The organism is Streptomyces sp. NPDC042102, from assembly GCF_055582305.1.
Genome location: NZ_JBVJDL010000019.1, coordinates 1 through 23,960, shown reverse-complemented (window position 1 = coordinate 23,960; position 23,960 = coordinate 1). Strand labels below are relative to the sequence as shown.

Here is a 23,960-nt window from a genome sequence, read left to right as displayed (position 1 = left end):
GAACGCGTGGCGACGGAACGCGCGGGGACAGAACGCGTGGCTACGGAACGCGTCGGGACAGGACGCGTGGAGAAAGGCGAACACGGCACAGTGAGCGGTCTGTACGAACCCGTGGGCTTCGTGATGCTGCGGGCCCCGATGCTGGGCATCGACACCTTCACGGAACTCAACCGGGACCCCGGCGCCCTGACCACCGCCGAGGAGCAGGCCGAGCGGGTCCTGGACGCCGCCCGGCGCCCCGCCGTCGGCGAGGCCGTCCGCATCGCGAGCCCCGACCTCGCGGACGCCCTCGACAAGCACCGTCAGGGCGAGGGGAACGCCGCGGACGCGGACCGGCTCCCGAGCGGCAAGCGCGGCGAGCGGCTCGTCTCCAGCCTGGCCCGCTACCTCACCCGGATGAGCAGCCGCCCCACCCCCTTCGGCGCCTTCGCGGGCGTCGCCGTCCTGCCGCTGACGGACGCCACCCGCACGGTGGCCGACCCGGCCGCCTCGGTGACGCAGACCCGCTCCGACATGCGCTGGCTGCTGGAGCACGTCAGTACGCTGGAAGCCGACCAGGAGGTCGTGGCGTCCTCGCGGCTGCTGTGGAACCCCCTCATCCTCGACGCCGGCCCCCGCTTCGTCCTGCCGTACGCGGACGTGTACGGGGACAGCGACAACCGGGCCATCACCATCACCGCGACGCCGATGCTGCGCCGCATCCGTGAACTGTGCGCGGACCCGGTGCCCTTCCCGGACCTGCTGGACCGGCTGGCCGCGGAAGCCGGCGAGGACCGCCGCGAGGCAGCCCGCGGGTACCTGCTCTCCCTGCACCGCCAGCGCTTCCTCCTGACCGGCTTGCGTCCCGCCCGTACCGACTTCCGGCCCGAGGAGCACATGGCCCGGCTCGCGGCGGAGCGCGCGGACCATACGGCCGCGGAGCGCTGGACGGAGCTGCGCCGGATCCTCGACAAGGCGGACGCGACCGCCCCCGGGGAGAAGGACGCGCTCCTCGCCGAGGCCGCCTCGCTCCAGCACGCGATCCACCGGCCCTCCGACCGGACCCCCACCCTGCACGTCGACACCCGGCTGGCCGTCACCCGGCCCTCGCTCCACCACGAGGTCGGGACGGCGGCGGCCGCCGCGGCCGAGACGCTGATGCGCCTGGGCTGCTATCCCGCGCGGCAGCAGCACGTCGTCGACTACCACGGCCGGTTCGTCGAGAAGTACGGCACCGAGACCGAGGTCCCGGTGCTGGCGCTCCTCGACCCGCGGACCGGTCTGGGCGCCCCGGCCGGCTACACGCAGCCCGCCCCCGCCTTCGGCCGGCACGCCTCCCCGCCCCCGCCCGCCCCCGACGCACAGAAGCGCTACCTGGGCCGGCTGCTCGCCGACTGCCTGAGCGCGGGGCGGCGGACGCTGACGCTCACCGACGCCGACGTGGACCGGCTGGCGGTCTGGGACCCGGCCGGCGACGCCCCTCCCCTGCCCGGCGTGGACCTGTTCTGCCAGGTCCAGGCTCCCTCCCGGGAAGCCCTGGACGCCGGCGACTGGCAGCTCGTCACCACCGCCGACTGCATGATCTTCGGCGGGCGGTCGATGGGACGCTTCGCGGAAGTACTGGGTGAGCAGGGCCGGGAGCGGCTGCGCGACTACCTGCGGGCCGAGGAGGAGCGGCGTCCGGACACCCTCCACGCGGAGCTCAGCTACCAGCCCACCTTCGCGCTCGGGTCGAACGTGGCCGTGCACCCGGGGGTGCGCCCGTACGAGATCCCCCTGAGCACCTTCCCCACCCTGGAGCGGGAGCGGCAGTTGCGCCTGGACGACCTCGTCGTCGGCGCGACCGCGCAGCGCTTCTACGTGCGCTCGCTGCGCCTGGGCAAGGAAGTGGTCGTCAACCAGACCCACATGCTGGTCGGGACCACCGTGCCGAACGTGGGCCGGTTCCTGCTGGAGGCCTCGCACGACGGGTACGCCCTTCCCAACGGCTTCGGCTGGGACGACCTGGACACCCTCCCCTTCCTCCCCCGCGTGCGCCACGGGCGGGCCGTGCTGCGTCCGGCCCAGTGGAACGTACCGCCGGACACCCTGGTCGGAGCCGACGGCGCCGCCGGGCAGGCGGCGTTCGACGAGGCGCTGGCGGCCGCCCGCGAGCGCTGGGGCATCGACCGCCACGTGTACGTCGTCCAGATGGACAACCGGCTCCTGCTCGACCTCGACAGCCCCCTCGGCCGGGCGCAACTGCGCCGCGAGGCGCTGACCGCGGTCCGCGACGGCTCGCCGCGCTACCTCGAACTGCACGAGATGCTGCCGTCGGCCGACGGCCTGTGGCTCACCGACGCCGCCGGCCGCGGCTACGTCAGCGAGCTCGTCGTCCCGCTGCTGACGGCCGCGTCCGGCGGGGGCGACGCCGTGCGGGCCCGCGCCGCGGAGGTCACCCTCCGCAGCGCCGGGCGCGACGGGGACGCCGAGCCGCTGCGCAGCCCGCGCCGCCGGTTCGGCCCGGCGACCGACTGGACGTACCTCAAGCTCTACCTGCCGCACGACGCCCAGGACGACCTGCTCACCGGCCCGCTGGCCGCCTTCGTCGAGCACGCCCGCGCGGCCGGCGTACTGGACCGGTGGTTCTTCATCCGGTACGTCGACCCCGACCCGCACCTGCGGGTGCGACTGCACGCGAGCGGGCCCGAGGCCCGTGAGGCCCTGCTGGTGGAGGCGGTCCGCTGGGGCAACTCCCTGCTGGAGTCCGGCGCGGTCGACGGCATCCAGGCCGACGTCTACGAGCGGGAGATCGAGCGGTACGGCGGGCTCGGCGTCATCGAGCACGTGGAGGAGGTCTTCTCCGCCAACAGCGACGCCGTGGTGCGCCTGCTGGGCCTGACCGCCGGTGACGCGGGGATCGACGCGGGGATCTCGCCGGAGCACGCGATGGTCTTCGCCCACCACGCGCTGTACGAGGGCTGGCTGGGCGGGCCGCCGGCGCACGCGCCCGCCCTGGCCCCGGTAACCGACCCGGTGCGCAAGGAGTTCCGGGCCGCTCGCCGCGGCCTGACGAACCTGCTCGTCCCGTGGGAGCGGCACCCCGATCCCGTCGCCGTGGGCCACCACGCGCTGCTCGCCCCGCTGTTCACCCGTCAGGCGCAGGCCGCGGCGGCCGCCCGCGCGGCGCTGCGCGAGCGGCACGGCGCGGCGGCGCGGGACGTGGAGAGCGGGGTGCTGGCGAGCCTGGCCCACATGCAGAGCAACCGGTTCCTGGGCGTGGACCGGGAGAAGGAAGAGCACGCCTACGGCCTGTGGCAGTTGGCGCTGGACGCGATACGGGCCAGGCCGCGTCCGTGACGGCGCGGCGGGCAGTGGGGTACGAGAGGCCGGCCGCCGGCCGGGTGAGGTGTGGAACGTGAGTGGACGTGAAGGTGCCGTCGCGGGCGCGGCGGGCGAGGCGGGCGCGGCGGGCGAGGGCGGCCCGGTGGGAGCCGGCGGGAGCAGGTGGCTGCGGCTGCGCTACGCGGGCCGGGTCGTCGGGCTCTTCTGGGAACTCAGCCCGAAGAGCGTCAGCGCCATCCTGGGGCTGACCCTGGTCACGGGCCTGCTGCCCGCCCTCCAGATCAAGCTGACGCAGGAGTCGGTACAGGCGGTCGTGGACGCGATCGGCGCCGACTGGGACGGCCCCGCCACCGATTACGTGATCCTCGTCGGCACGGTGCTCGCCGTACTGGCCGCGCTGATGCACTTCCTGGGCACCTGGGAGCAGTACGCCCGGATGATCCTGCAGCTGCAGTTCATGTACAAGATCAATGAACGCATCATGCAGAAGGCCACCCGGCTCGATCTGGAGCACTACGAGAACGCCGACAACTACGACGTGCTCCAGCGCGCCAATCAGGAGGGCTCGACCCGCCCGTACCAGATCTTCCAGGGACTCCTGGACGTCGGCCAGAACATCGTGCAGCTCGTCTCGGTCGCGGGTCTGCTGTTCTCCTGGAACGTCTGGGTCGGGCTGCTGATCCTGCTCTCCCCGGTTCCCTCCATCCTCGCCTCGGTGATCTACGGCCGGCGCGGGTACCAGGTGGAGCGGGACCGGACCGCCAAGCGCAGGATGATGCAGTACCTGCGGCAGCTGACCACCACGGACCGCGCGTTCAAGGAGGTCCGGCTGTTCAACCTGGGCGGGGAGTTCGTCAGCCGGTACCAGGCCCTCACCCGCGAGTTCTACGACACCGACCGCACCCTGGCCAGGAAGCAGGCCTTCGCCGCGTTCCCGCTGGGTCTGCTGAGCGTGCTCGTGTCCTCCGGAGCCCTGCTGTTCGCGCTGCTGAGCACCACCTCGGCGGCCACCGTGGGCCGGCTGGCGGCGTACGCCCAGGCGATCAACATCGTGCAGTCCTCCGCGCACAGCGTCCTGTTCGGCATCGGCGAGCTGTACCGCAACATCCTGTTCGTCGGGAACATCTTCGAGTACCTGGACCTGCCGGAGTCCCGGATCAAGGGCGGCACCCGGCCGTTCCCCGCCCCGATCCGCGAGGGGATCGAGTTCCGGGAGGTCACCTTCGTGTACCCCGGCACCGAGAAGGTCGTCCTCGACCGGCTCTCGTGCTTCATCCCGGCCGGCCGCTGCGCGGCCGTGGTCGGCCACAACGGCGCCGGCAAGACCACGCTGGTCAAGCTCCTGGCCCGGCTGTACGAGCCGACGTCCGGGGAGATCCTCATCGACGGGGTGCCGCTGAGCGCGTACGACCTGGACGACCTGCGCGACAACATCGGTGTGATCTTCCAGGACTTCATGCAGTACGAGCTGCCGGCCGCCGAGAACATCGGTTTCGGCAAGATCTCGCGGCTCGGGGACGGGGAGCGCATCCGCCGCGCCGCCGAGGACAGCGGGGCCGCGCCCTTCCTCGACACGCTGCCGCAGGGGTACGACACCCCGCTGGGCCGCACGTTCGAGGGCGGGCACCAGCTGTCGATCGGGCAGTGGCAGAAGGTCGCGCTGGCCCGCGCGTTCATGCGCAAGGCCCCGCTGGTGGTACTGGACGAACCGACGGCTTCGATCGACGCGGAGGCCGAGGCCGAGGTGTTCGGCAGGCTCAGCGAGATCGCCTCCGGGGCCACCGCCCTCCTCATCGCCCACCGCTTCTCGACGGTGCGCATGGCCGACGAGATCCTCGTCCTGGAAGGAGGACGGCTCATCGAGCACGGCAGCCACCGCGAGCTGATGGAGGCCGACGGCACGTACGCGCGGCTCTTCACCCTGCAGGCGTCCGGATACCTCGACCCGGACGAGGTGCCGGACGGGACGCCGTGACGAAGGGGGCCCGCACCCAAGGCAGTTGATGGCAATAATGGCCGAAAAGAAATGGTATATACCAGTTGTGCAGGTAGGAATATGATCATGAGTTCACATGATCCTGACCGGTCGGTCCGGTCACCCACGTTCTACCTCGCGGCGGGCATCGCGGCCGTCGTCGCCGGAATCGCCCTGGCGGCCGTGGCCACCTTGGGCCTGCTGCCCGTCGCGGGCGACAACACGCTCCTCAAACACGGCCCGCAGCTGGCCGGCATCGCCCTGATCGTCCAGGGCACGTACTGGATCGCGAAGTCGCGCTCCCGCGAGGACGGTTCCTGACAGACCCCAGGTGCCGGCCCCTGCGAGCCACTGACCAGGCTCGCGCGGCGTCCGGCACCCGGCATACAGCACCGAATCGAGCCATTGGCTCAGCATTCCGCCGGGGCGGGCGGACAACGTCCCGTCCCGGCGGAACGACAGGGGGAAACATGCACACCACCGACATCGACCACACACCCAGCTGGATGGCCGCCCTCGCCAAGGTCGGGCGCCTGACCGCCCGCGAACGGGAGGTCTTCCTCCTGCTCGCCGACGGCCCCACCAACGGCGAGATCGCCGGCGGACTCTTCATCTCCGAGCGCACGGTACGGGCCCACATCGTCAGCATCCTGACCAAGCTGGGCCTGTGCTCCCGCCTCAAGGCCTGCCTGGCCGCCGCGGCCTACATCCAGACCCAGCGGACGACCTTGGCGGAAGCCGGCTGAGGCCCGCCCCGCAGCCCCGGACCGGTGCCCCCGCGTCCGGGGCCGCGGCGCGGCAGCCGGTGCGTCGCTGCGGGCGGCGCCCGGCGTACGTGCGGGGCGTGGGCAGATCGATCAGGAATCGAGAAGCGCGGTTCGCGGAGCGCCCCTAGCCTGCTTGCCATGGACATCACCATTCACACGACTTCCCTTCCGCACGACGACCCGGACGCGTCGCTCGCCTTCTACCGCGACGTCCTCGGCTTCGAGGTCCGCAGCGATGTCGGGCAGGGCCGGATGCGCTGGATCACCGTCGGCCCGGCCGGTCAGCCGGGCACGTCGATCCTCCTGGCGCCGCCCGCCGCCGATCCCGGCATCACCGAGGACGAGCGCCGCACGATCACCGAGATGATGGCCAAGGGCACCTACGGATGGATCCTGCTGGCCACCCCGGACCTCGACGCCACGTTCGAGAAGGTGCAGGCCGGTGACACCGAGGTCGTCCAGGAGCCGACCGAGCAGCCGTACGGCGTCCGCGACTGTGCGTTCCGCGACCCCGCGGGCAACCTGATCCGCATCCAGCAGCTGAGCTGAGCGAGGGACGCGGCGGCGCGCCTGTCCGGCAGGTGCTGGACCGGCGGGTCGCGTCCGGTGGCCGGTCCACACCACCGAACGTCCGGGGTGCCTGCCTCAGCAGGCACCCCGGACGCGCGAAGACCTCGGTGGAAAGGGAAGAGGAAGAACGAAGGGGAGAGTTCTCATGACCAAGCCCGAGTGGCGGCGTGCGCGCGTCCAGGCGCAGCGCCTGGCCGATCTCGCGCGGCTGCGCCGCGTCCGCGACCGGATCGACAGGGAATACGCGCAGCCTCTGAATGTGGAGGCGCTCGCCCGTGATGTGAACATGTCCGCCGGGCACCTGAGCCGGCAGTTCCGGGCCGCCTACGGTGAGTCGCCGTACGCGTATCTGATGACGCGTCGCATCGAGCGGGCGACGGCGCTGCTGCGGCGGGGCGACCTCAGCGTCACCGAGGTCTGCTTCGCGGTCGGCTGCGCGTCGCTGGGAACGTTCACCACCCGCTTCACCGAGCTGGTCGGCATGCCGCCCGGGGCCTTCCGGCGCCAGGCGGCGGATGCGGCGGATGGGGCGGCCGGTCCTGCCGATACCGCCGGTGCGGCGGGCGACGCGGGATCGGCGATCACGGTGGAGGGGATGCCGGCGTGCGTGGCGAAGCAGGTCTCAAGACCGGTCAGGAATCGAGAAGCCCCGGCCGCCACGCAGCCCCTAGCGTGATGGTCATGGCAACCACCACTTCCACCGCAGCTGTCACGTCCCTCGCGTCCGTCACCCTCGAGGTGGCCGACCCCGAGGCCGCCCGCCACTTCTACAGCGCCTTCGGCGTCGACACGTACGTACGCCTGCGGGCGTCCGAGGCGCACTCCACCGGATTCCGCGGCTTCACGCTGGCGCTCACGGTGTCCGGGCCGGCCACCGTCGACGGCTTCGTCGGCGCCGCCGTGGACGCCGGCGCCACGGTCCTGAAGCCCGCCGCCAAGTCGCTGTGGGGCTACAGCGGCGTCGTCCAGGCCCCGGACGGGACGATCTGGAAGATCGCGACCTCGGCGAGGAAGGACACCGGCCCCGCCACGCGCGAGATCGACGAGGTCGTCCTGCTGCTCGGCGTCGAGGACGTGAAGGCCACCAAGCAGTTCTACGCCGGCCGGGGGCTGACCGTGGCCAAGAGCTTCGGCGGCAAGTACGCCGAGTTCGCCCCCGGTCGGTCCGGCACCGTCACCCTGGCGCTGTACAAGCGCCGCGCCCTTGCCAAGGACCTCGGGGTCCCCGTCGACGGCACCGGCTCGCACCGCATCGTCCTCGGCGGCGCCACCGACGCGTTCGACGCCTTCGCCGACCCGGACGGGTTCGCCTGGGAGGCTGCCGCGCCGCTCGCCCCCACGCCGTCCTGACTTCCGGCCCCGTCCCACCGATTGCCGATTGGCCGGCGATCACACGCCGGTGAGACAGCCCGGCCCTGGCCAGGATGTCCGGCACCCCTAGCTCTACCTCTACCTCTACCTCTACGTCTACAACGCAAGGAGTAAGCCATGAAGGCGCACGTCAGCTCCATCCTCCTCGGTGTCCGGGACATGGACCGGGCCAAGCGGTTCTACACCGAGGGGCTCGGCTGGAAGATCAAGAACGACTACGGCATCTCGGTGTTCTTCGACTCGGACGGCGCCTCGCCGGTCGGCTTCTACGGTCGTGAGGGTCTGGCCGACCAAGTGGGCACGGACCCGGAAGGCAGCGGCTTCAGCGGGCTGGTTCTGACCTACGTCGTCCGCAGTGAGGCACGGGTCGAGGAGATCATGGCGGACGCCCGGAAGGCGGGTGCCACGATCCACAAGCCCGCCGGTGCTCTGCCGTGGGGCGGCTACGGCGGCACCTTCGCCGACCCCGACGGCTACATCTGGAGTGTCGGCTACAGCGCCCAGGGAACCGATCAGCCCTACGCCGAATAGCCGCCATCTCCTGCCTCACGGCCCTCCGGGACACGGCGATGGTCCCGGTGCGGGTCATGGGGGCGACGGTCGGAGCACTGGGCAGGCCGGATCGAGCAGGCCATCGCCACCCTGCGGGGCTGCCCCCCCCACGGAAGGAAGGGCCCCGGCGGCAGTTGCAGTCGCCGTTGGTCCGGTCGGGCGCGCGCCGCGCCGTCGGACTGGAGCGTCAGTTCGTGTCGGCCTCGGGGGTGAGTGCCTTCAGGGTGGTGTCCAGCCAGTGCAGCTCGGCGCGGCTGGTGGCGCGGGCGATGGTCAGCAGGCCTCGGCGGAAGGGGTCGTCGAACTCCGTCGCGCGCAGCGGGCGCTCGCCCTCGTAGAAGAAGCTGCTCGGCTCCTGGAGGAAGGCCAGGCGGCGGCGGAGGACCGCGACCTGCCGGTCGGGGTCCTCGAGGTGGCGCAGGAAGGCCAGGACGGTGAACCAGTGGTTCTCGTCGCTGATCTCGACGCCGTCGGCTTCGCGCAGGCGGCGGCGCAGCTCTTCCCGTCCCTCGCCGGTCAGGGTGAGGACCTGCCGGGGTGCCGCCCGGGTGCCGGGCTCGGTCTGACGGCTCAGCAGCCCGGCCCTCTCCAGTCGCTTGATGGCCGGATAGAGCGTGCCGTCGGCGATCGGCCGGACGTGGCCGGTCAGGTGCGCGACGCGCTTCTTCAGCTCGTAGCCGTGCAGCGGCTGCTCGTACAGGAATCCCAGGATCGCCAGTTCCAACACCACGCCATCATGCCTCACCACCTCTATATATCGGCACCGATGTATAGACTCGACGATGCTTTCGAGTGGCCGGGCCGTCGGCGACCGGGCAGACGGAACGAGTGATCGAGGAGGAGACGTCATGCGCGACGCTCAGGTGACCGCCCAAGGGGCGCGAATCCGCTGGGTGGAGATGCCCGGAGACCCCCGGCGTGCCACCCGTGTCTACCTGCACGGGCTCGGTGCCAGCGCCGCACCGTACTTCGCGGCCTCCGCCGCGCACCCCGCCCTGGCCGGCCACCGCTCGCTCCTGGTCGACCTGCTGGGCTTCGGCATCAGCGACCGCCCCACCGACTTCGCCTACACCCTGGAGGACCACGCCGACGCCGTGGCGACGGCCCTGGAGGCGGCCGGGGTCCGGGCGGCGGACGTCATCGGGCACAGCATGGGCGGCGCGGTGGCCATCGCGCTGGCCGCCCGCCACCCGCACCTGGCCGGCCGGCTCGTCCTGGTCGACGCCACCCTCGACCCGGTTCCCGTGGGGCACGGCCGGCCCGGGGCGAGCGGCATCGCCGCGTACACCGAGGAGGAGTTCCTCGCCGGCGGGTGGCGCGACGTCCGCGAGAACGTCGGACCGCACTGGTGGTCCACCATGCGGCTGGCCGGGCGCGAGGCACTCCACCGCAGCGCGGTGCACCGGGCCCTCGGCACCACACCGGGCATACGCGAGATGCTGACGACCCTGCCGATCCCGCGCACCTGCCTGCTGCCCGAGGCCGACGGACCGCTTCCCGGCGCGCGGGAACTCGTCGCGTCGGGAGTCCAGGTGGTGTCGATCCCGGACTGCGGGCACAACATCATGCTGGACAATCCCGAGGCCTTCGCCCAGGCGACCGCACGCGCCCTGCGAGAGTCCTGACACAGCGGCAGACGACCTCGGGGCCGCCTGCCATGGCAGGCGGCCATGTCAGTGCTCTGCGACATGATGACGGCCATGAACACCGAAGAACTGACAGACGTCTGGCAGCGGCTTCTCGCCGACCCCCGCAAGTCCTGGGTGCTGTTCGAGCACGGCACGTGTGTCGTGCTGACCGCTCCGGATGGAGATCTGGCGGAACAGGCCACCGGGATCCTGAAGGAGTTCGGCCCGACCCGTGCAGGATCGTCGGCAGGAGACTTCGGGGTGATCGACCTCGAGGACGCCGAGGGATGGGTCGTCACCGGACACCACAACGACGTCCTCACCTATGTCGGCCCCGATGAGCCCCACGATCAGTCGAACATCGCTGTCGGGCTGTCCGGACGTTCCAAGCGCCACCGGGACGGCACCGAGCTGCACGTCGTCCACGTCGAGGACAGGCGGGGCGCGGCGGACCCGGCGTGAGCACCGCGCGCCACCGCTGATGGCCGCGGGGACCCATCGGCTCCGGGGTCCCCGCCGCCGACGCCTTGCAGCCGGGGTCGCGGTACCGGGCCGGCCGGGCCCGTGCCGGGCGCCGCCGGCCGGATCCGCCCATGGAGTGGCCGATTGCCGGCGCGAGGCAACGGAGTTGCGTAAGGATTTGGTAAGGCGGAGTCGGTCGTTGACGGAAGGAGGTCTGCTTACGATTCCAACACACAACATTTTGTTGCTGATTGAGGAGAACGATGACCAGCGGGTCGTGATCAGGGCGAAGAACGCGAGCGGGCAGACGTACCAGGTCGCCAAGTTCACCTTCCCCGCCGAGCGCGGCGTGGATGTCAAGGTCAGGGGCTCCTACGGATCCGTCATCACGGCCCGCAGCTGAGCTTGATTGTCTCCAAGCCGTGATCATGTACGTCCCGCCTGCGCGGTGGTCTCCTGGCTGTCATGGACGCCGGTGGCTCCGCGGACAGGCGCACGGTGCAGGTGGGCATCGGGAGCGCAATGATGGATTTGCGGATCGGCGGAATGCATGCCCTAGGGTCAGCCGTCGCGATTCAGTCGCAGAGACATGGCTCCAACAAATAAGTCAAGACTTACCTTTGGGGAATTTTGACCGTACGGTGTGGCTCGAATCGAAGGAGCCCCCTGTTGTCGACGAGAAATGATCCCGCTGTGCGTGCGGTTGAATCGGAGCGGGATTATGTGTCCTCCTTATACGAGTTGCTCACCGAGCGGATTTCCGAGGCGCGAGCCCACCGAGCGCGTGTACTGAAGGCCCCGGCGGAAAGCGCCGGTGAGGCATACGAGAGAGAAAACGCCGCCGAGCGTGTGGCCAAGGAAATCGGCCGGCTGGAGGGCGCCGAAAAGGGGCTGGTCTTCGGGCGCATCGACGGGACGGACGGCACGGCCCTGCACATCGGGCGGATCGGGCTGCACACCGAGGAGGATGACCTGCCTCTGCTCGTGGACTGGCGCGCGAACGCGGCGCGGCCCTTCTACGAGGCGACCCCGGCCCACCCCATGGACCTGCGGCGGCGCCGGCACCTGCGCCTCGAGGAGCGCACGGTCGTCTCGGTGAGCGACGAACTGCTCGACGGGACCGCCCCGACCGACGAGGACGTCGTGGGGGACGGCCCGTTGACGGAGGCTCTGTCGGCACGGCGTACGGGCAGGATGCACGCGGCCGTCGCGACGCTGCAGGCCGAGCAGGACGAGATCGTCCGCTCCGCCCACCGCGGGGTGACCGTGGTCCAGGGCGGGCCCGGCACCGGCAAGACGGTGGTCGCCCTGCACCGGGCGGCCTACGTGCTGTACGCGTTCCCGCGCGCCGCGCAGGAGGGCGTCCTGGTGGTGGGCCCGAACGCCCGGTTCCTCGACTACATCTCCCAGGTCCTTCCCTCGCTCGGCGAGAACGACGTCGTTCTGGCGACCTGCCGGGAACTGGCCGGAGTGTCCACGGAGACGGTGGACCCGTACGACACGGCGCGTCTCAAGGGCAGCTCCGACCTCGCCGACGCCTTGGCCGGCCTGCTGCGCGTCCACCAGGCCCCCGCCGGTGACTTCACCGTGCGGGTCGGACAGGAACTGGTTCACCTGTCCGGCGAGGAAGTCGCCACGGCACGCGACGCCGCCGTGGCAGCCGCACCGGGGCACAACCCCGCGCGCCAGGTGTTCAAAGAGCTCTTGGTCGACGCCGTCACCGACGCGATGCGGCGGGACATGGGCGACCTCCTGGAGCAGATCGACGCCGATTCCGAAGCGATGACGGGCATCGACCTCGACCGGTTCACGGGAGCCGCGCAGCGCCGTGCGGAAGGGGCGGGCGACTCGGGTCCGGTCCACGAGCTGGACCTGGACGCCATCGGAGCCGACCTTCTCGACGACGCCGGCGTCGACCGTGCGGTCGAGGTGTTGTGGCCGCGGCTGGCACCCGGTGACCTCGTGAAGGCGCTCCTGACGAACGCCGACGCCCTCGCCGAGCGCCTGCCCCGCCTGACCGCGCAGGAGCGGTCCCTTCTGCTGCGCGGTCCGGACGACCCCTGGACCGATGCCGATGTGCCGTTGCTGGACGAGGCGGCGAGCCTGGTCCACGGCCCGCCCGAGCGGACGTACGGGCACGTCGTCGTCGACGAGGCGCAGGAACTGACCGCCATGCAGTGGCGGATGCTCGTCCGCCGCTGCCCGGCGAGGGCGATGACGCTGGTGGGTGACTTCGCCCAGGCAGGCCCGGTCGCGAGCGCACGCGACTGGAAGGAAGCGCTGACCCCCCACGTCGGACCGCGGTTCGCACTGCACGACCTGACCGTCAGCTACCGCACCACGCAGGAGATCCTGGAGAGCGTCCGGGACCTGCTCACCCGGATCGCTCCGGACCAGAAGCCCACCCGGTCACTGCGCAGCGGGGAAAGCCCTCGCACCGTGACCGCACCTCGGGAAGGGTTGGTCACCGCCGTCGTCGCGGAACTCCGCGCCCAGAGCACCGCGCGCCCGGGCGAGCTGCTGGGAGTGATCTGCGCGGACACCAGGGTGAACGAGCTGGTGAACGAGCTGGCGGCCCAGGACATCGCTCACCACGCACGCGTCGTGCCGGCGTCCGAAGCACGCGGCCTGGAATTCGACGGGGTCGTCGTCCTGAACCCCGAGGAGATCACCACGGCCCGCCCCGGCGGGGACAGGGACTTGTACGTGGCCCTGACCCGGGCCACCAAGCGCCTCTGCACGATCACCGCCCAGCCCGCCTGACGCCCCGGCGCCCGCGTCACCGCCGCGGGCGCACCCGAGGTGACGAGGCAGTCCCGGCCCGGCAGTCACATGGTCTGTCGCGGTTCACCGACATGCTGCGACAGCCCGCGAAGCGGAGGACCAGCGGATGTCCACAACGGGCCGGGCCACTGCGCAGACCGACTCAGACAGGTGTGTAGAAGACGGCTATCACCTTGGCGTTGTAGTCACACCACACCGTCGACGTCCCCCCAGCGTGAACGATGGGGCCTTCGTGGTGATAGACGGTCTTGGGGTCGACGAACCTCTGGCAGTCGATGGAGCCGAAGAAGTACTCGTTCGCCCCACCCTTGCAGGTCACCGCTGCGCCCTTGTGTCCGAGGCTGCCAGTGACGTGCTTATAGGTGCAGTTGTAGAGGGGTGCCGGAGCCGCCGAAGCGGTGGCCGGCATACCCACCAGTCCGACACTCGCTGCCGTGATGGCAGCTGCCGCCAGCGCCAGTCGCCGCTGTGCGGGCATCTCCGTCTTCCGTGCCGTCGGCCTTCTGCGGAACATGGTCGACCCTCTTCCCACCCGGGACCGGGTGGTGTGTCCACCCGGCGCAGGGCTCTCATCCTCGGACCGGAACGGTGCATTCTCTTGTGGATCCGTGCCGAGCCAGTTGTTCCCTGGCGCAGCCGGTGGGCCGCCGCCGGCAACGCCCGGCACACCGGACCCGGCGGGCGACGAGGTCGTTGACCACGACGAGCGTGCCTGGCGGTTCGACGGCCCCGGGGACTGGCACCCCTTCGACGGTTGTCAGCCCACCACCCCGGCCCGGCCGCTGCGGCGTGGGACCCGTCTCGCCCTGGCCGGGCCGGGCACGCACCGGGCGTTCAGCGTGCTGTGCCGAAGAACTCGCGGATGTCGCTGACGAGCAGGTCCGGGGCTTCCATCGCGAGGAAGTGACCGCCGTGGTCGAGTTCGGTCCACCGTACGATGGTGTGGTCGCGTTCGGCCCAGCGGCGGATGGTCACGTCGTGGGCGGACACCAGTACGGCGGTGGGCACCGTCCCGCGCCGGTCGGCTGACCAGGTGTCCTGGCCGCTGCCCCAGCCGGCGTCTTGTGGGGTGTCGGCGCCTGAGTCGGTGCTCCAGTCGTCGGCCGCGGCCTCCGTCCCGGCTACGGCACCGGGTGAACGCCCTGTACACCGCTACCGTCCGCGCCGGCGCCGTCCCGGCCCCCAAGGTCTCCGCGGACAGCCTCATGGCCATTGCCGAGGCACGCCGCCGACGTGAGCGGCTGCGCTTCGACTCCAACAGCCCCCGCCGCGGCCACAGCGTCCGCACGGTCGAGCCGCACAGCCGGGTCAGCTTCGGGCGCCACTGGTACCTGGTCGCCTGGGACACCGACCGCACCGACTGGCGCACGTTCCGCGTCGACCGGCTCACGCCACGCACTCCGAACGGCCCACGGTTCACCCCCCGCGCGACCTCGCGTGGATGATCACCTCGATCGACGCCGACTTCACCCTCAGCCACGCCCCGCCCGAACTCGCCGACGCTCTGCGCAGCCAAGGCACGCGCTGCCTGAATGCCGTACGAGAGGCATAGGTCCCCCTCGCCCACCGCTTCACGCGGAGCTCGGATCGAGGTCACCGCCCGCCTGGTTGCGGGCCAACTCTCGTCAGGGGCTTGTCTCCTCTCCTCAGCGGCGGCCGAGGAGTTCGGTGATCCGGGTGAACCCGTCGCTGCCGTGCCCCTCGTCGATGGCACGCCGGACCAGTGCCTCCGCCGCGCGCATCGTCCCCGCTTCGATGCCGTGCGCCTCGGAGGTGTGGGCGATGTGCGCCATCGAGGACGCGGCAGAGGTGAGCGGGCTCTCCTCGCCACTGAAGTCGCCGTCGTCCAGCTGGCCCGCCATCTCCTCGAAGATCGGCGGGAGGATGGCGCCGATGCCCTGCGCGAAGGGCGCCAGGCGGCGGGCGCTGATGCCCTCCGCCCGCGCGACGGCCAGGGCGTGTGCGTAGCCCGTCATCGCGGTCCAGAAGATGTCGAGCAGGGCGATGTCGTGGGCCGCGGCCAGACCGATCTCCTCACCGAGGTGGGTCAGGGACCCGCCCAGTGCCTCCAGTACCGGACGGTGCTCCTGGTGGAGGTCGGCCGGACCACTGGTGAGGATGGCCGCCTGCGGTGTGCCGATGGTCGTGGTCGGCGTCATGATGGCGCCGTCGAGGTACCGGACGCCGTGCGTGGCCGCCCACGCCGCGGCGTCCCGGGCCCGGTCGGGAGTGTCGGCGCTCAGATTGACCACCGTGCGGCCGTGCAGCGCGGCGGTGACGGCCTCGCGCCGCAGCACGGAGTCCGCGGCGTCGTAGTCCACCACACAGACCACGGTCAGGGGGCTCGCGGCGACAGCCTCCTGCGCCTCGGCGGCACTGACGGCACCCTGGGCCACCAGGGCGGCGGCGCGCCCGGGCGTCCGGTTCCAGACGGTCGTGCGCAAGCCGGCGTTCAGGAACGCGCCGGCCAGGGCGCGGCCCATCGGCCCGAGCCCGAGTACGGTGACGGCGGGGGCTTCGGTCTGTGCGGACATGCTCAGCTCCTGGTGGGAAGAAGACGAAAAGGATGAGAAGAGGGGGCGACGATGACGCGCAGCCGTGCTGAGGACCCGGACGTCTGCGGGGTGACCGCCGCGATCGCCGTGATCGACGGGAAATGGAAAACAGCCTTGCTGTGGGTGCTCGAGTCCGGCCCTCAGCGTCCGGGCGAGTTACGCCGGCGCTTCGAGGGCCTCAGCGAGAAAGTGCTGACCCAGCAGCTTCGCGAGATGGAGACCGATGGTCTGGTACACCGGGAGGTATACGACGAACGTCCCCTGAAGACGGTGTACTCCCTGACCCCGTTCGGCCGGGAACTCTCGCAGTTGCTGGCCCCCCTGTCGGACTGGGGCCACCGCCGCATCGAGCGGCTGGGCGAGGAGCGTGCGGCGTCCTGATGTGGGCCCGGTGCACGCCGCACCTCCTCTCCGGTCTGGTTCCTGCGGCCGCTCCGGCCGACACGCCAAGCCTCTCCCGGCGTCTGCCGACTGCCAAGTACCCACAAAAAGGTGGGTAGACAGGGTCGTGGCCCTGCGGTGCCAACCGTTCTTGTCCAGCACCGTGTTGGCCGGCCCCCGGTCGCCGCCCGGATGGCGCGACCGGCTGACCGAGTTGTTCACGGATACGCGGTCCACGACGCGGCGACCAGGGAACGTTCCGCCGCCGCCAGATGGGTAGCCGCGGCCAGCCAGGCCCAGGCGTAGCCGTCGGGCGAGGGGTCGGCGAGCCTGCCGAAGGCGTCACGCGGGCGCCGGTCGGCCTCGGCGGTCAGGGCGGTGGCCAGGTCCGCCGCGACGGTCAGACCGGCCCGGCGCAGCGGGGCGTACGCGGCCAGGGGCGCCGTACCGCGGGCGGCCTCGGCGACCGCGCGGCGGCCGCCGGCGACACCGGTCTCCAGGAGGCGGCGTACCCGCCACAGGGGTGAGTCGGCCAGCGGGTCCGGTGCGGCGGCCGCCGGTGCGGGGGCCGGCGTGTCGGGGGCGGCGTCCGGTGGGGGGAAGTGTTCGCCCTGGAGGCGGTCGTAGCCGAGGTCGGCCCGGCCCTGCCAGTCCTGGGGAAGCCGCAGCGTGTACCGCTCGGCGGGCACCGGGCCGACCGCCACCGGGCGCAGGGTGGCGGCGCGGTCGAGATCGGGTCGGCCCAGGACGCGCATGCGCAGTCCGGGGTACGCGGCGATGCGCCGCAGGTTCTCGGTGTGCGGCAGCTCCGGGTGCGGGTGCGCGGGCAGCAGCCGCAGCAGAGGGGCGTCCGGCCGTGCCTCGCGGACCAGGAGGTGGTCACCGGCCGCTCCCACGACCGTCACGTCGCATCCGATCAGGGCGGTTTCGGCATCGGCCGCCCCGGCCGGGGAGGCCAGCAGCGCGGCGACGGCCTCGGCCGCGGGGCGGGCGAACAGCGCGGCCCCGGGCCCGTCCGTCCAGGGGGCGCCGGGCAGCGGGGTCGCCTTCACCCCACGTCCGGCGCCGAGCCGGCCCTCCGCGGAGACCGTCGCGCCGACGATGCGCAGGCCGCCCCGGGCGAGACCGGCGTGGTCGAGAGTGGCGCCGCCGAGGGCTACGGAGGCGCGCCCGGCCCCGCGGGCGCGGGCCAGGCCGCCCGGGCGGACGTCGGAGATGGAGTAGCGGGAGCCGTCCGGGGCCAGCAGGTGGGTGACGACCCCGCCGTAGCCGGTGGCCGAGAGCACCGGTTCCCGGCACAGGCCGTACACCTGGAGGCTGCCGCCCGCTGTGTAGGCCCGCCGGGAGGTACCGGTCAGTGCCGGGTCGGCCGTGCCGGCGGCCAGTACCCCGGTGGTGTACAGGAGTTCACGGAAGGATCCGGTGAGGTCGGCAAGGCGGTGTGCGGTACGGCGGTCGCGGGCCGCGCGCAGGCCTCGTACGACCCGGAGGGCGGCCGCTTCCGCGCGGGGCAGGCCGGCGAGGCGGGCGGTGTGCGCGGCGCGCAGCAACTCGGCCTGGACGACGGCCCCGCCGGCGGTGACGCCGGCCGAGAGGGCCTCGGCCGCCGCGTGCCAGAGGGCGGCCGCGGCGCCGAGCTGGGCCGCGGTGAGGGCCGGGGCGGGCTCGGCGGGACCTGCCGGAACGGCCCGATCGGCTGGATCGGCCGGATCGGCGGTCGCGGTTTCGGCCGATCCGGGTGATCCGGCGGGCTCGGCTGCCGTCTCCCGCTCCGTTCCCGCGGGGCCCGCCGCGGCCAGCTCGGCCTCCGGTGGTGCCGCGTCGGCGAGCGGGGCGGCGCCCAGGGCGGCGGCCCGGTGCAGGCACCGAGGCGCCAGCAGGCAGGTGCAGGTGGCCTGTCCGGCCTCGGTGACCGTCCCCGCCGGCCCGGGTCGCAGGGTGACGACGGCATCCTCACCGAATCGGAAGGTGACGCTCCCGTCGGACTCGCGGGTGCCGGTGTCCGCGCAGCCGGCGGTGGCGTCGTCCAGTTTCCTGCGCAGCCGTGCGGTGAGGCTCTCGACCGCTTCGGCGAGCACCTCGGGTGCGACGGACGGCAGTTCGGTGTTCAACGGGACTCTCCACGGAGGCGGTCGCCGACCCAGCGGGCGAGGGCGAGAGGGCTGAGGGCGGCCACGGGCATGCCGGCCGCGACGAGTTGCCGTGCGACCGGGACCGAGTACCGGGGGTTTCCCGTGTCGTCGAGGGCGGCGCAGCCCATCAGGTGGGCGCCGGAGGCGGCCAGTGCGCGGACCTCCCCGAGCAGTCCGCCGATCGGACCGCCTTCCTCGAAGTCGCTGACCACGACGACGAGGGTGCGGCTCGGGACGGTGATCAGGGAGCGGGCGTGGGCGAGGCCGGCGGCGATGTGCGTGCCGCCGCCGACGCGCACCTCCAGCAGCAGCGAGAGCGGGTCGTCGACCCGGTCGGTGAGGTCCACGACCTGGGTGGAGAAGGCGAGGAAGTGGGTGGAGAGGGTGGGGACGCCGCCCAGGACGGCCGCGGTCAGGGCCGACCAGATGACGGAGGCCTCCATGGAGCCGGACACGTCGACGACCAGGACGAGCCGCCAGTCGGCCTCGCGGGCGGCCCGGGTGCTGAAGACGGGCCGCTCCGGTACGACGACCACCGTGCCGTCGGCCCGGCGGCGGGCCTGCGCGAGGTTGGCGCGCAGGGTACGGGCGAGGTCGAGCGCACCGCCCGGACGGCGGGTGGGGCGCGGGGTGGTGAGGCCGGACAGGGCCGGACGCAGCCGGGTGGCGAGCTCCTTGGAGAGTTCGTCGACGAGCCGCTTCACCAGCGGGCGCAGCCGGGCGAGTTGAGCCTCGGGCAGTCCGCCGGCGAGGGACAGTACGGAGTTCAGCAGCTCCACGGAGGGCCGTACGGCCGCCGGGTCGAGCTGGGCGAGCACGTCGGTACGGCCGGCTTCGGCGGCGCCGGCCAGGACCTCCTCGCGTACATCGGCGCCGAACAGCGCCTCGAGCTCCTGCGACCACGCGCGGGCGGTGGGGAAGGAGGCCTCCTGGCCGCCGCTGCTGCCCGGTCCCTGACCGGTGCCGAGGTCTCCGGCGCCTTCACCGTGCCCGGTGCCGTACAGCTCGTCGAGGGCGTGGGCGTAGCGGCGGGCGCCGGCGGGGAGCCGGTCGCGTTCGCGGCCGAGCAGCAGCCGCCAGCGGTCGGCGGGCGCGAGCCGGTGCGCCTCCGGCCGGGGGGTGCGGGCGGGTGGTGCGTCGGGGGTGTCCGGGATCGGGGCCGGGGCCGCGTCCGGGGCCGGGGTCGCGTCCGCGGTCGGTTGCTGCGGGTGGGGCAGCGGGAGGGCCTTGAGCGCGGCGAGACCGGCGGCGTCGGCGGCGGCCCAGAGGGCGAGCAGGCCGGGCGGTGCGTCGAGCTCGAGGTCGATGCGGTCGCCGAGGCGTTCGGTGACCGTGTCCAGGAGCCGGTCGCGGGCGGCCGGCGCGAGGGCGTCGAAGCCGCCGCGCAGGGCGGGGAGACGGTCGAGGAAGTCCTGGTCGGCGAGGTGGTCGACGCGGTCGAGGAGCGGGGTGAGGGCGGCCGGGGAGGATTGCAGCAGCGGGCCCGCGGCGGTGAGGAGTCCGGCGAGACGACGGGTCAGGGCGCGACGGCTGTCGGCGGTGCCGGCGCCGTCGATCCATCCGGCGGCGCGGTCGCCGAGCGCCTCGGCCGGGTCGAGGTCGACGAGGACCCGTACGGCCAGCGCCGCGCCCTGCATCAGCGGGGACGCGGAGGCCGCCAGGGCGGCGAGGGCGTCGTCCGTGCGCAGGCCCAGGTGGTGGGCGGCGGCCCGGTCGGCGAGGGCGACGAGGGCGGCGGCGTCCGCCGGGTCCTCGCTGCCGGCGAGACCGGGCAGGGAGCGTACGGCGGCTTCGAGGAGGTCGCCGGTGAGCGCGGTGCAGGCGGCGCGGGACGCGGCGGTGGTGCCGGGAAGGTGGCCTCGGTGGAGTGCCTCCAGGAGGTCGAGGGCGTCGAGGAGTTCGGGCAGGGTCGCCGTCTGCGGCAGGGCGGTGGCCGCTTCGTGGAGACGTACGTCGACCAGGTCGGGCAGGTCGCAGCGGGCGGCGGCGGCCAGGCCGGTGAGGATCTGGGCCGGGGTGGGGCCGCCGTCGGCGGCGGCCCGGCGGGCGGTCTCGGCGAGCGTGCCGGCGGCCGCCTGGGCGGCGGTGACGCCGCGTACGCCGGTGAGGTCGAGCCGGGCCGGGACGGAAGGCGTCCAGGACAGCCGCCACTTGGTGCCGAGGGCGGTGCCGTCGCCGGTGGCGGCGACGGTGAGGGGCTCGCCGTAGGAGGCCCCGCACACGAGGAGGCGCTGGAGGAGGACCTCGCGGCGGCCGTCGAGGGCGGAGCGGAGCGGGTCGAGGCGGACCTCGCGGGGTGCGGGGTCCTCGGGGCACGGCAGGCGGAGCTCGGCGAGTTCGGCCTCGACGGAGGGGCCGAGGCCGGAGCGGGGGGCGTGCGGGGTGATCCGCCCGCGGGCGGTGCCGACGAGCACCGCCTCGAGGGCCTGGGCCAGTGCCCGGCCCCGGCCGAGGGGTTCGCCCTGGCCGAGGACGGTGGTGACGGCCTCCAGGAGCTCGCCGCGGCCGGGCGCGGGGAGCCCGCGCAGGACGGCGAGGTCGCAGGCGAGCCGCAGGGTCTCGGCGGCTTCGCCGGTACCGGCGGTGTGTCCGGCCCGGCGCAGCTCCCGGCAGAGCCCGGTGACGGCGACGGAGGCGGCCTCCCGGACCCTGGCGGGGTCACCGCCGGCTTCGAGGACGGCCTGCTGCCAGAGCGGGTCGCGGATGCCGGCGGGGTATCCGGAGCGGGAGTCGAGGAGGTCGAAGGAGTACGGCACGAAGGAGGTGACGGTCCGGTCCCCGCCGGTGCCGCTCCCCTGCCGGGAGGTCGTGCCCACCGGACCGCGGCCGGGTACGGGGTGCTGGTCCGCACCGGCGGTGGACCCGTGGTCCGTGCTGGGGGCAGGGCGCGTGCCGTTGCCGCCGTCCGGCGCGGACGCTGAGCCGGAAGCGCCTTCCGTACCGGTCGCGGAACCGGCCTCCGCTCCCCCGGCGGAACCCCTCTCCGCCCCCGAAGGCCCACGGCCTGCGCCGGGCGCCGAGCCGGAGCCGCCGTTCGGCGCGGGGCCGACGGACGCGGTGCCGGTTCCGGTTCCGGCGCTCGCATCCGCGGCGGGGCTGGTGCCGTGCGGCCCGGTGATGCCGTGGGAGGCTCCGCTCCCGGCCGCGGAACCGGCGTCCGCGGCGGCGCTCGCACCGGGGCCGACAGGGGCCTGGGCCGTGCCGGCCTCGGCGGGGCCGAGGAGGGCCGGGGCGTGGAAGGAGCCGATGACGGCGGCCACGCGGCGGCCGTCGGCTGCGGCGGAGGTGATCACGGCACGCATGTGGGCCTCGCGGGCGAGGTCCCGGTCCGGGACGGGGCCGTCCTCGCGCAGCGCCCAGCCGACGCCGAGCGCTGCGCGGCGGACGGCTTCGGGGGTGCAGCCCGGTGCGAGGACCTCGACGGCGCGGTCCCAGAGGTCGTCGCCGTCACGGCCGGTGCCGGCGGCGGCGAGGGCGTCGGCGAAGCCGCCGCCGCGCCGCGGGTCGCCACCCGCGCCGGGAGCGGTGTCGGTCCCGGCGGTCGCGGCCGAAGCCGTTGTCACGGCCGATTCCGTGGCCGCCGAGCCCGAAGCCCCGCCGGAGGCGGAGACCCCGGTCGCGGCCGGACCCGTACCGGAGGCGACAACCGCTCGCGCGGCCGGAGCCGTTGTCACCGCCGGTTCCGTGGGCGGGCCCGAGGCGCTGGCGGAGGCGGAGCTCAGGGGGGCGTCCGTCGGCCGGGGTGAGGGGGCGGGGAGGGCCGTCGGGGGGTCCGTGGGCGGGGAGGGGTGCGGGACGGTGGGGCGGGGGGTCCAGCCCGGGGCGGACAGGGGGAGGTCGCAGGCCAGGACGGTCGCGCCCGTTCCGCGGGCCCAGCGGATGGCCGCCAGCTCCGGGGAGAAGTCCGCGAACGGGTAGAACGCCAGGCGGCCGTCCTCGCCGGTGCCCGCGAGGGCGACGGGGGCCACGGTCTCCGGGTCGGCCAGGTGTTCCAGCCACGGCTGGAAGTCCGCCGGGAGCTCGACGCAGACCACGTCCGCGCCGGAGGCGTCCAGCAGGTCCGGCACCACCGCGGCCAGCGCCGGGCTGTGGTGCCGTACCCCGATCAGGTAGGGCTCGCGGGCCGCGGCGAGCGCGTCGACCGCGGCCCGCGGGTCGGTGTGCGTCAACGCAGGCTCCCGCGCAGGTCCCAGAGGCGGCGCCACATCGCCGAGCCGTCCTCGGCGCGGCGCCGGACCGGGCCGTCCCAGTAGCCGAGCAGCCGTGCGTGGTCGGCGGGGTCGTCCTTGCGTACGACGCCCAGCAGGTGCCCCGGCAGCAGGTCCAGCACGTCCCCGTCCGGCAGGTACGCGGCGGCGACGCCCAGCGAGGCCGCCACCTGTACTGCCTCGGCGGTGGACATGACCGTACCGGGGCGTTCCACGTCCCAGCCCTCGGTGGAACGTCCCGAGCGCAGGTCGCGGAAGACGGTGACGAGCGCGTCGAGCACGGCGTCGTCCACGGCGAAGGCGGCGCCGGCCCGCTGGACGGCGGCGACGGCCTGGCGGCGGATCAGCGTGGCCTCCGCGTCGGCGTCGGCGATCGGGGCGACGGTCTCGAAGTTGAAGCGCCGCTTGAGGGCGGCGGACATCTCGGAGACGCCGCGGTCGCGCAGGTTGGCGGTGGCGATGACGGTGAAGCCGGGGGCCGCGCAGACCACCGCGTCCTCGGTGGCGGTCAGTTCGGGCACGCTGACGCGCCGGTCGGAGAGGATCGAGACGAGCGCGTCCTGGACCTCGGGCAGGCAGCGGGTGATCTCCTCCACCCGGACCACGCGCCCGGTGCGCATGGCGGAGAGCACCGGGGAGTCGACCAGTGCCTGCGGGGTGGGGCCCTGGGCGAGCAGGAGGGCGTAGTTCCAGCCGTAGCGGAAGGCGTCCTCGGTGGTGCCCGCGGTGCCCTGGACGGTGAGGGCGCTGGTGCCGCAGACGGCGGCGGCCAGCAGTTCGGACAGCATCGACTTGGCGGTGCCGGGCTCGCCCGTGAGGAGGAGTCCGCGCTCCCCGGCGAGGGTGACGACGCACCGCTCCACCAGGGCGCGTTCGCCGACGAACTTGGGGGCGATGGCGAGCTTGGCGGGGAGGCCGGTGCGGCGCTTGGGCAGGGCCAGTTCGGTGCCGTCGCTGCCGCAGACGAAGGTGACGACGGCGCGCGGGGTGAGCGCCCAGCCGGGCGGGCGGGGGCCGGTGTCGTGGGCGGCGAGGAAGGCGAGCTCGGCGGCGTGGCGTTCCTCGGCGGGCAGCACCTGCCGGGCGGCGGGGGCGGATGGTGCGGTGACGGTCATCGGGTTCCTCTGCGCGGGTACGAAGTGGTGGTGGGGGCCGGGGGGGGCCCCCCCGGGCGGGGGGGGGGGCCCGCCCCCCCCCCGGGGGGGCGCGGCGGGGGGGGGGGCGGCGGGGGCGGGGGGGGGGGGCCGGGCGGCCCCCGGCTCGCCGGCCGGC

21 protein-coding genes are annotated in these 23,960 nt (G+C 73.5%); 14 read left to right on the top strand and 7 right to left on the bottom strand.

Annotated features, from left to right (window positions below):
- Positions 1-90: 90 nt before the first annotated feature.
- The 8 genes from ACZ6KO_RS33750 (at position 91) to ACZ6KO_RS33715 (ending at position 8,517) form a co-directional block, all read left to right on the top strand.
- Positions 91-3,318, top strand: coding sequence for a lantibiotic dehydratase (locus ACZ6KO_RS33750; protein ID WP_469307794.1), 3,228 nt, complete (start codon positions 91-93; stop codon positions 3,316-3,318).
- A 58-nt stretch (positions 3,319-3,376) separates the two neighbouring features.
- Complete coding sequence (locus ACZ6KO_RS33745) at positions 3,377-5,278, top strand: ABC transporter ATP-binding protein (protein WP_469307793.1); 1,902 nt, start codon at positions 3,377-3,379, stop codon at positions 5,276-5,278.
- Between the two features lie 87 nt (positions 5,279-5,365).
- The gene (locus tag ACZ6KO_RS33740) at positions 5,366-5,599 is read left to right on the top strand and encodes a hypothetical protein (protein WP_469307792.1); all 234 of its coding nucleotides are present in this window, start codon (positions 5,366-5,368) and stop codon (positions 5,597-5,599) included.
- Between the two features lie 149 nt (positions 5,600-5,748).
- Positions 5,749-6,024, top strand: a complete 276-nt coding sequence (locus ACZ6KO_RS33735; protein WP_469307791.1) for a LuxR C-terminal-related transcriptional regulator — start codon at positions 5,749-5,751, stop codon at positions 6,022-6,024.
- Between the two features lie 159 nt (positions 6,025-6,183).
- On the top strand, positions 6,184-6,594 hold the full coding sequence (locus tag ACZ6KO_RS33730) for a VOC family protein (RefSeq protein WP_469307790.1): 411 nt from the start codon (positions 6,184-6,186) through the stop codon (positions 6,592-6,594).
- Between the two features lie 166 nt (positions 6,595-6,760).
- Complete coding sequence (locus ACZ6KO_RS33725) at positions 6,761-7,291, top strand: helix-turn-helix transcriptional regulator (protein ID WP_469307789.1); 531 nt, start codon at positions 6,761-6,763, stop codon at positions 7,289-7,291.
- Positions 7,291-7,965 (top strand): glyoxalase, encoded by a 675-nt coding sequence (locus tag ACZ6KO_RS33720; RefSeq protein WP_469307823.1) that lies wholly within the window; start codon positions 7,291-7,293, stop codon positions 7,963-7,965. The genes ACZ6KO_RS33725 and ACZ6KO_RS33720 overlap by 1 nt, the downstream gene beginning before the upstream one ends.
- Before the next feature lie 138 nt (positions 7,966-8,103).
- Positions 8,104-8,517: a VOC family protein gene (locus ACZ6KO_RS33715; RefSeq protein WP_469307788.1), complete on the top strand. Its 414-nt coding sequence runs from the start codon at positions 8,104-8,106 to the stop codon at positions 8,515-8,517.
- Positions 8,518-8,725: 208 nt separating this feature from the next.
- Here ACZ6KO_RS33715 and ACZ6KO_RS33710 read toward each other — a convergent pair whose 3' ends face one another.
- Complete coding sequence (locus tag ACZ6KO_RS33710) at positions 8,726-9,265, bottom strand: PadR family transcriptional regulator (RefSeq protein WP_469307822.1); 540 nt, start codon at positions 9,263-9,265, stop codon at positions 8,726-8,728.
- Between the two features lie 121 nt (positions 9,266-9,386).
- Here ACZ6KO_RS33710 and ACZ6KO_RS33705 point away from each other — a divergent pair, with 121 nt between their 5' ends.
- From ACZ6KO_RS33705 to ACZ6KO_RS33690, 4 genes are all read left to right on the top strand, one after another.
- The gene (locus ACZ6KO_RS33705) at positions 9,387-10,163 is read left to right on the top strand and encodes an alpha/beta fold hydrolase (RefSeq protein ID WP_469307787.1); all 777 of its coding nucleotides are present in this window, start codon (positions 9,387-9,389) and stop codon (positions 10,161-10,163) included.
- Between the two features lie 75 nt (positions 10,164-10,238).
- Positions 10,239-10,628: a hypothetical protein gene (locus ACZ6KO_RS33700; RefSeq protein WP_469307786.1), complete on the top strand. Its 390-nt coding sequence runs from the start codon at positions 10,239-10,241 to the stop codon at positions 10,626-10,628.
- Positions 10,629-10,872: 244 nt separating this feature from the next.
- Positions 10,873-11,031 (top strand): hypothetical protein, encoded by a 159-nt coding sequence (locus ACZ6KO_RS33695; protein WP_469307785.1) that lies wholly within the window; start codon positions 10,873-10,875, stop codon positions 11,029-11,031.
- 320 nt (positions 11,032-11,351) lie between these two features.
- Complete coding sequence (locus ACZ6KO_RS33690) at positions 11,352-13,391, top strand: HelD family protein (RefSeq protein ID WP_469307784.1); 2,040 nt, start codon at positions 11,352-11,354, stop codon at positions 13,389-13,391.
- Between the two features lie 163 nt (positions 13,392-13,554).
- On the opposite strand, the gene ACZ6KO_RS33685 is transcribed toward ACZ6KO_RS33690, so the two are convergent.
- Together ACZ6KO_RS33685 and ACZ6KO_RS33680 are read right to left on the bottom strand one after the other, a co-directional pair.
- Positions 13,555-13,926 carry a hypothetical protein gene (locus ACZ6KO_RS33685; protein ID WP_469307783.1) on the bottom strand — a complete coding sequence of 124 codons (372 nt, stop codon included), beginning with the start codon at positions 13,924-13,926 and terminating at the stop codon, positions 13,555-13,557.
- A gap of 320 nt (positions 13,927-14,246) precedes the next feature.
- Entirely contained in the window at positions 14,247-14,420 is a 174-nt protein-coding gene (locus tag ACZ6KO_RS33680) for an alpha/beta fold hydrolase (protein WP_469307782.1), read from the bottom strand.
- Positions 14,421-14,545: 125 nt separating this feature from the next.
- Here ACZ6KO_RS33680 and ACZ6KO_RS33675 point away from each other — a divergent pair, with 125 nt between their 5' ends.
- Positions 14,546-14,857 carry a helix-turn-helix transcriptional regulator gene (locus ACZ6KO_RS33675; RefSeq protein ID WP_469307781.1) on the top strand — a complete coding sequence of 104 codons (312 nt, stop codon included), beginning with the start codon at positions 14,546-14,548 and terminating at the stop codon, positions 14,855-14,857.
- Between the two features lie 201 nt (positions 14,858-15,058).
- Here the strand turns inward: ACZ6KO_RS33675 and ACZ6KO_RS33670 are convergent, their stop codons facing one another.
- The gene (locus ACZ6KO_RS33670; RefSeq protein WP_469307780.1) at positions 15,059-15,946 is read right to left on the bottom strand and encodes an NAD(P)-dependent oxidoreductase; all 888 of its coding nucleotides are present in this window, start codon (positions 15,944-15,946) and stop codon (positions 15,059-15,061) included.
- A 51-nt stretch (positions 15,947-15,997) separates the two neighbouring features.
- On the opposite strand from ACZ6KO_RS33670, the gene ACZ6KO_RS33665 reads away from it, so the two are divergent.
- Positions 15,998-16,348, top strand: coding sequence for a winged helix-turn-helix transcriptional regulator (locus ACZ6KO_RS33665; protein WP_469307779.1), 351 nt, complete (start codon positions 15,998-16,000; stop codon positions 16,346-16,348).
- A 218-nt stretch (positions 16,349-16,566) separates the two neighbouring features.
- On the opposite strand, the gene ACZ6KO_RS33660 is transcribed toward ACZ6KO_RS33665, so the two are convergent.
- The 3 genes from ACZ6KO_RS33660 to ACZ6KO_RS33650 are packed head-to-tail and all read right to left on the bottom strand — an operon-like array spanning position 16,567 to position 23,803.
- Positions 16,567-18,459 carry a hypothetical protein gene (locus tag ACZ6KO_RS33660; protein WP_469307778.1) on the bottom strand — a complete coding sequence of 631 codons (1,893 nt, stop codon included), beginning with the start codon at positions 18,457-18,459 and terminating at the stop codon, positions 16,567-16,569.
- Positions 18,456-22,649 (bottom strand): DUF5682 family protein, encoded by a 4,194-nt coding sequence (locus ACZ6KO_RS33655; protein ID WP_469307777.1) that lies wholly within the window; start codon positions 22,647-22,649, stop codon positions 18,456-18,458. The genes ACZ6KO_RS33660 and ACZ6KO_RS33655 overlap by 4 nt, the downstream gene beginning before the upstream one ends.
- On the bottom strand, positions 22,646-23,803 hold the full coding sequence (locus ACZ6KO_RS33650) for an ATP-binding protein (protein WP_469307776.1): 1,158 nt from the start codon (positions 23,801-23,803) through the stop codon (positions 22,646-22,648). Before ACZ6KO_RS33650 ends, ACZ6KO_RS33655 begins: the two co-directional genes overlap by 4 nt.
- Positions 23,804-23,960: the final 157 nt, after the last annotated feature.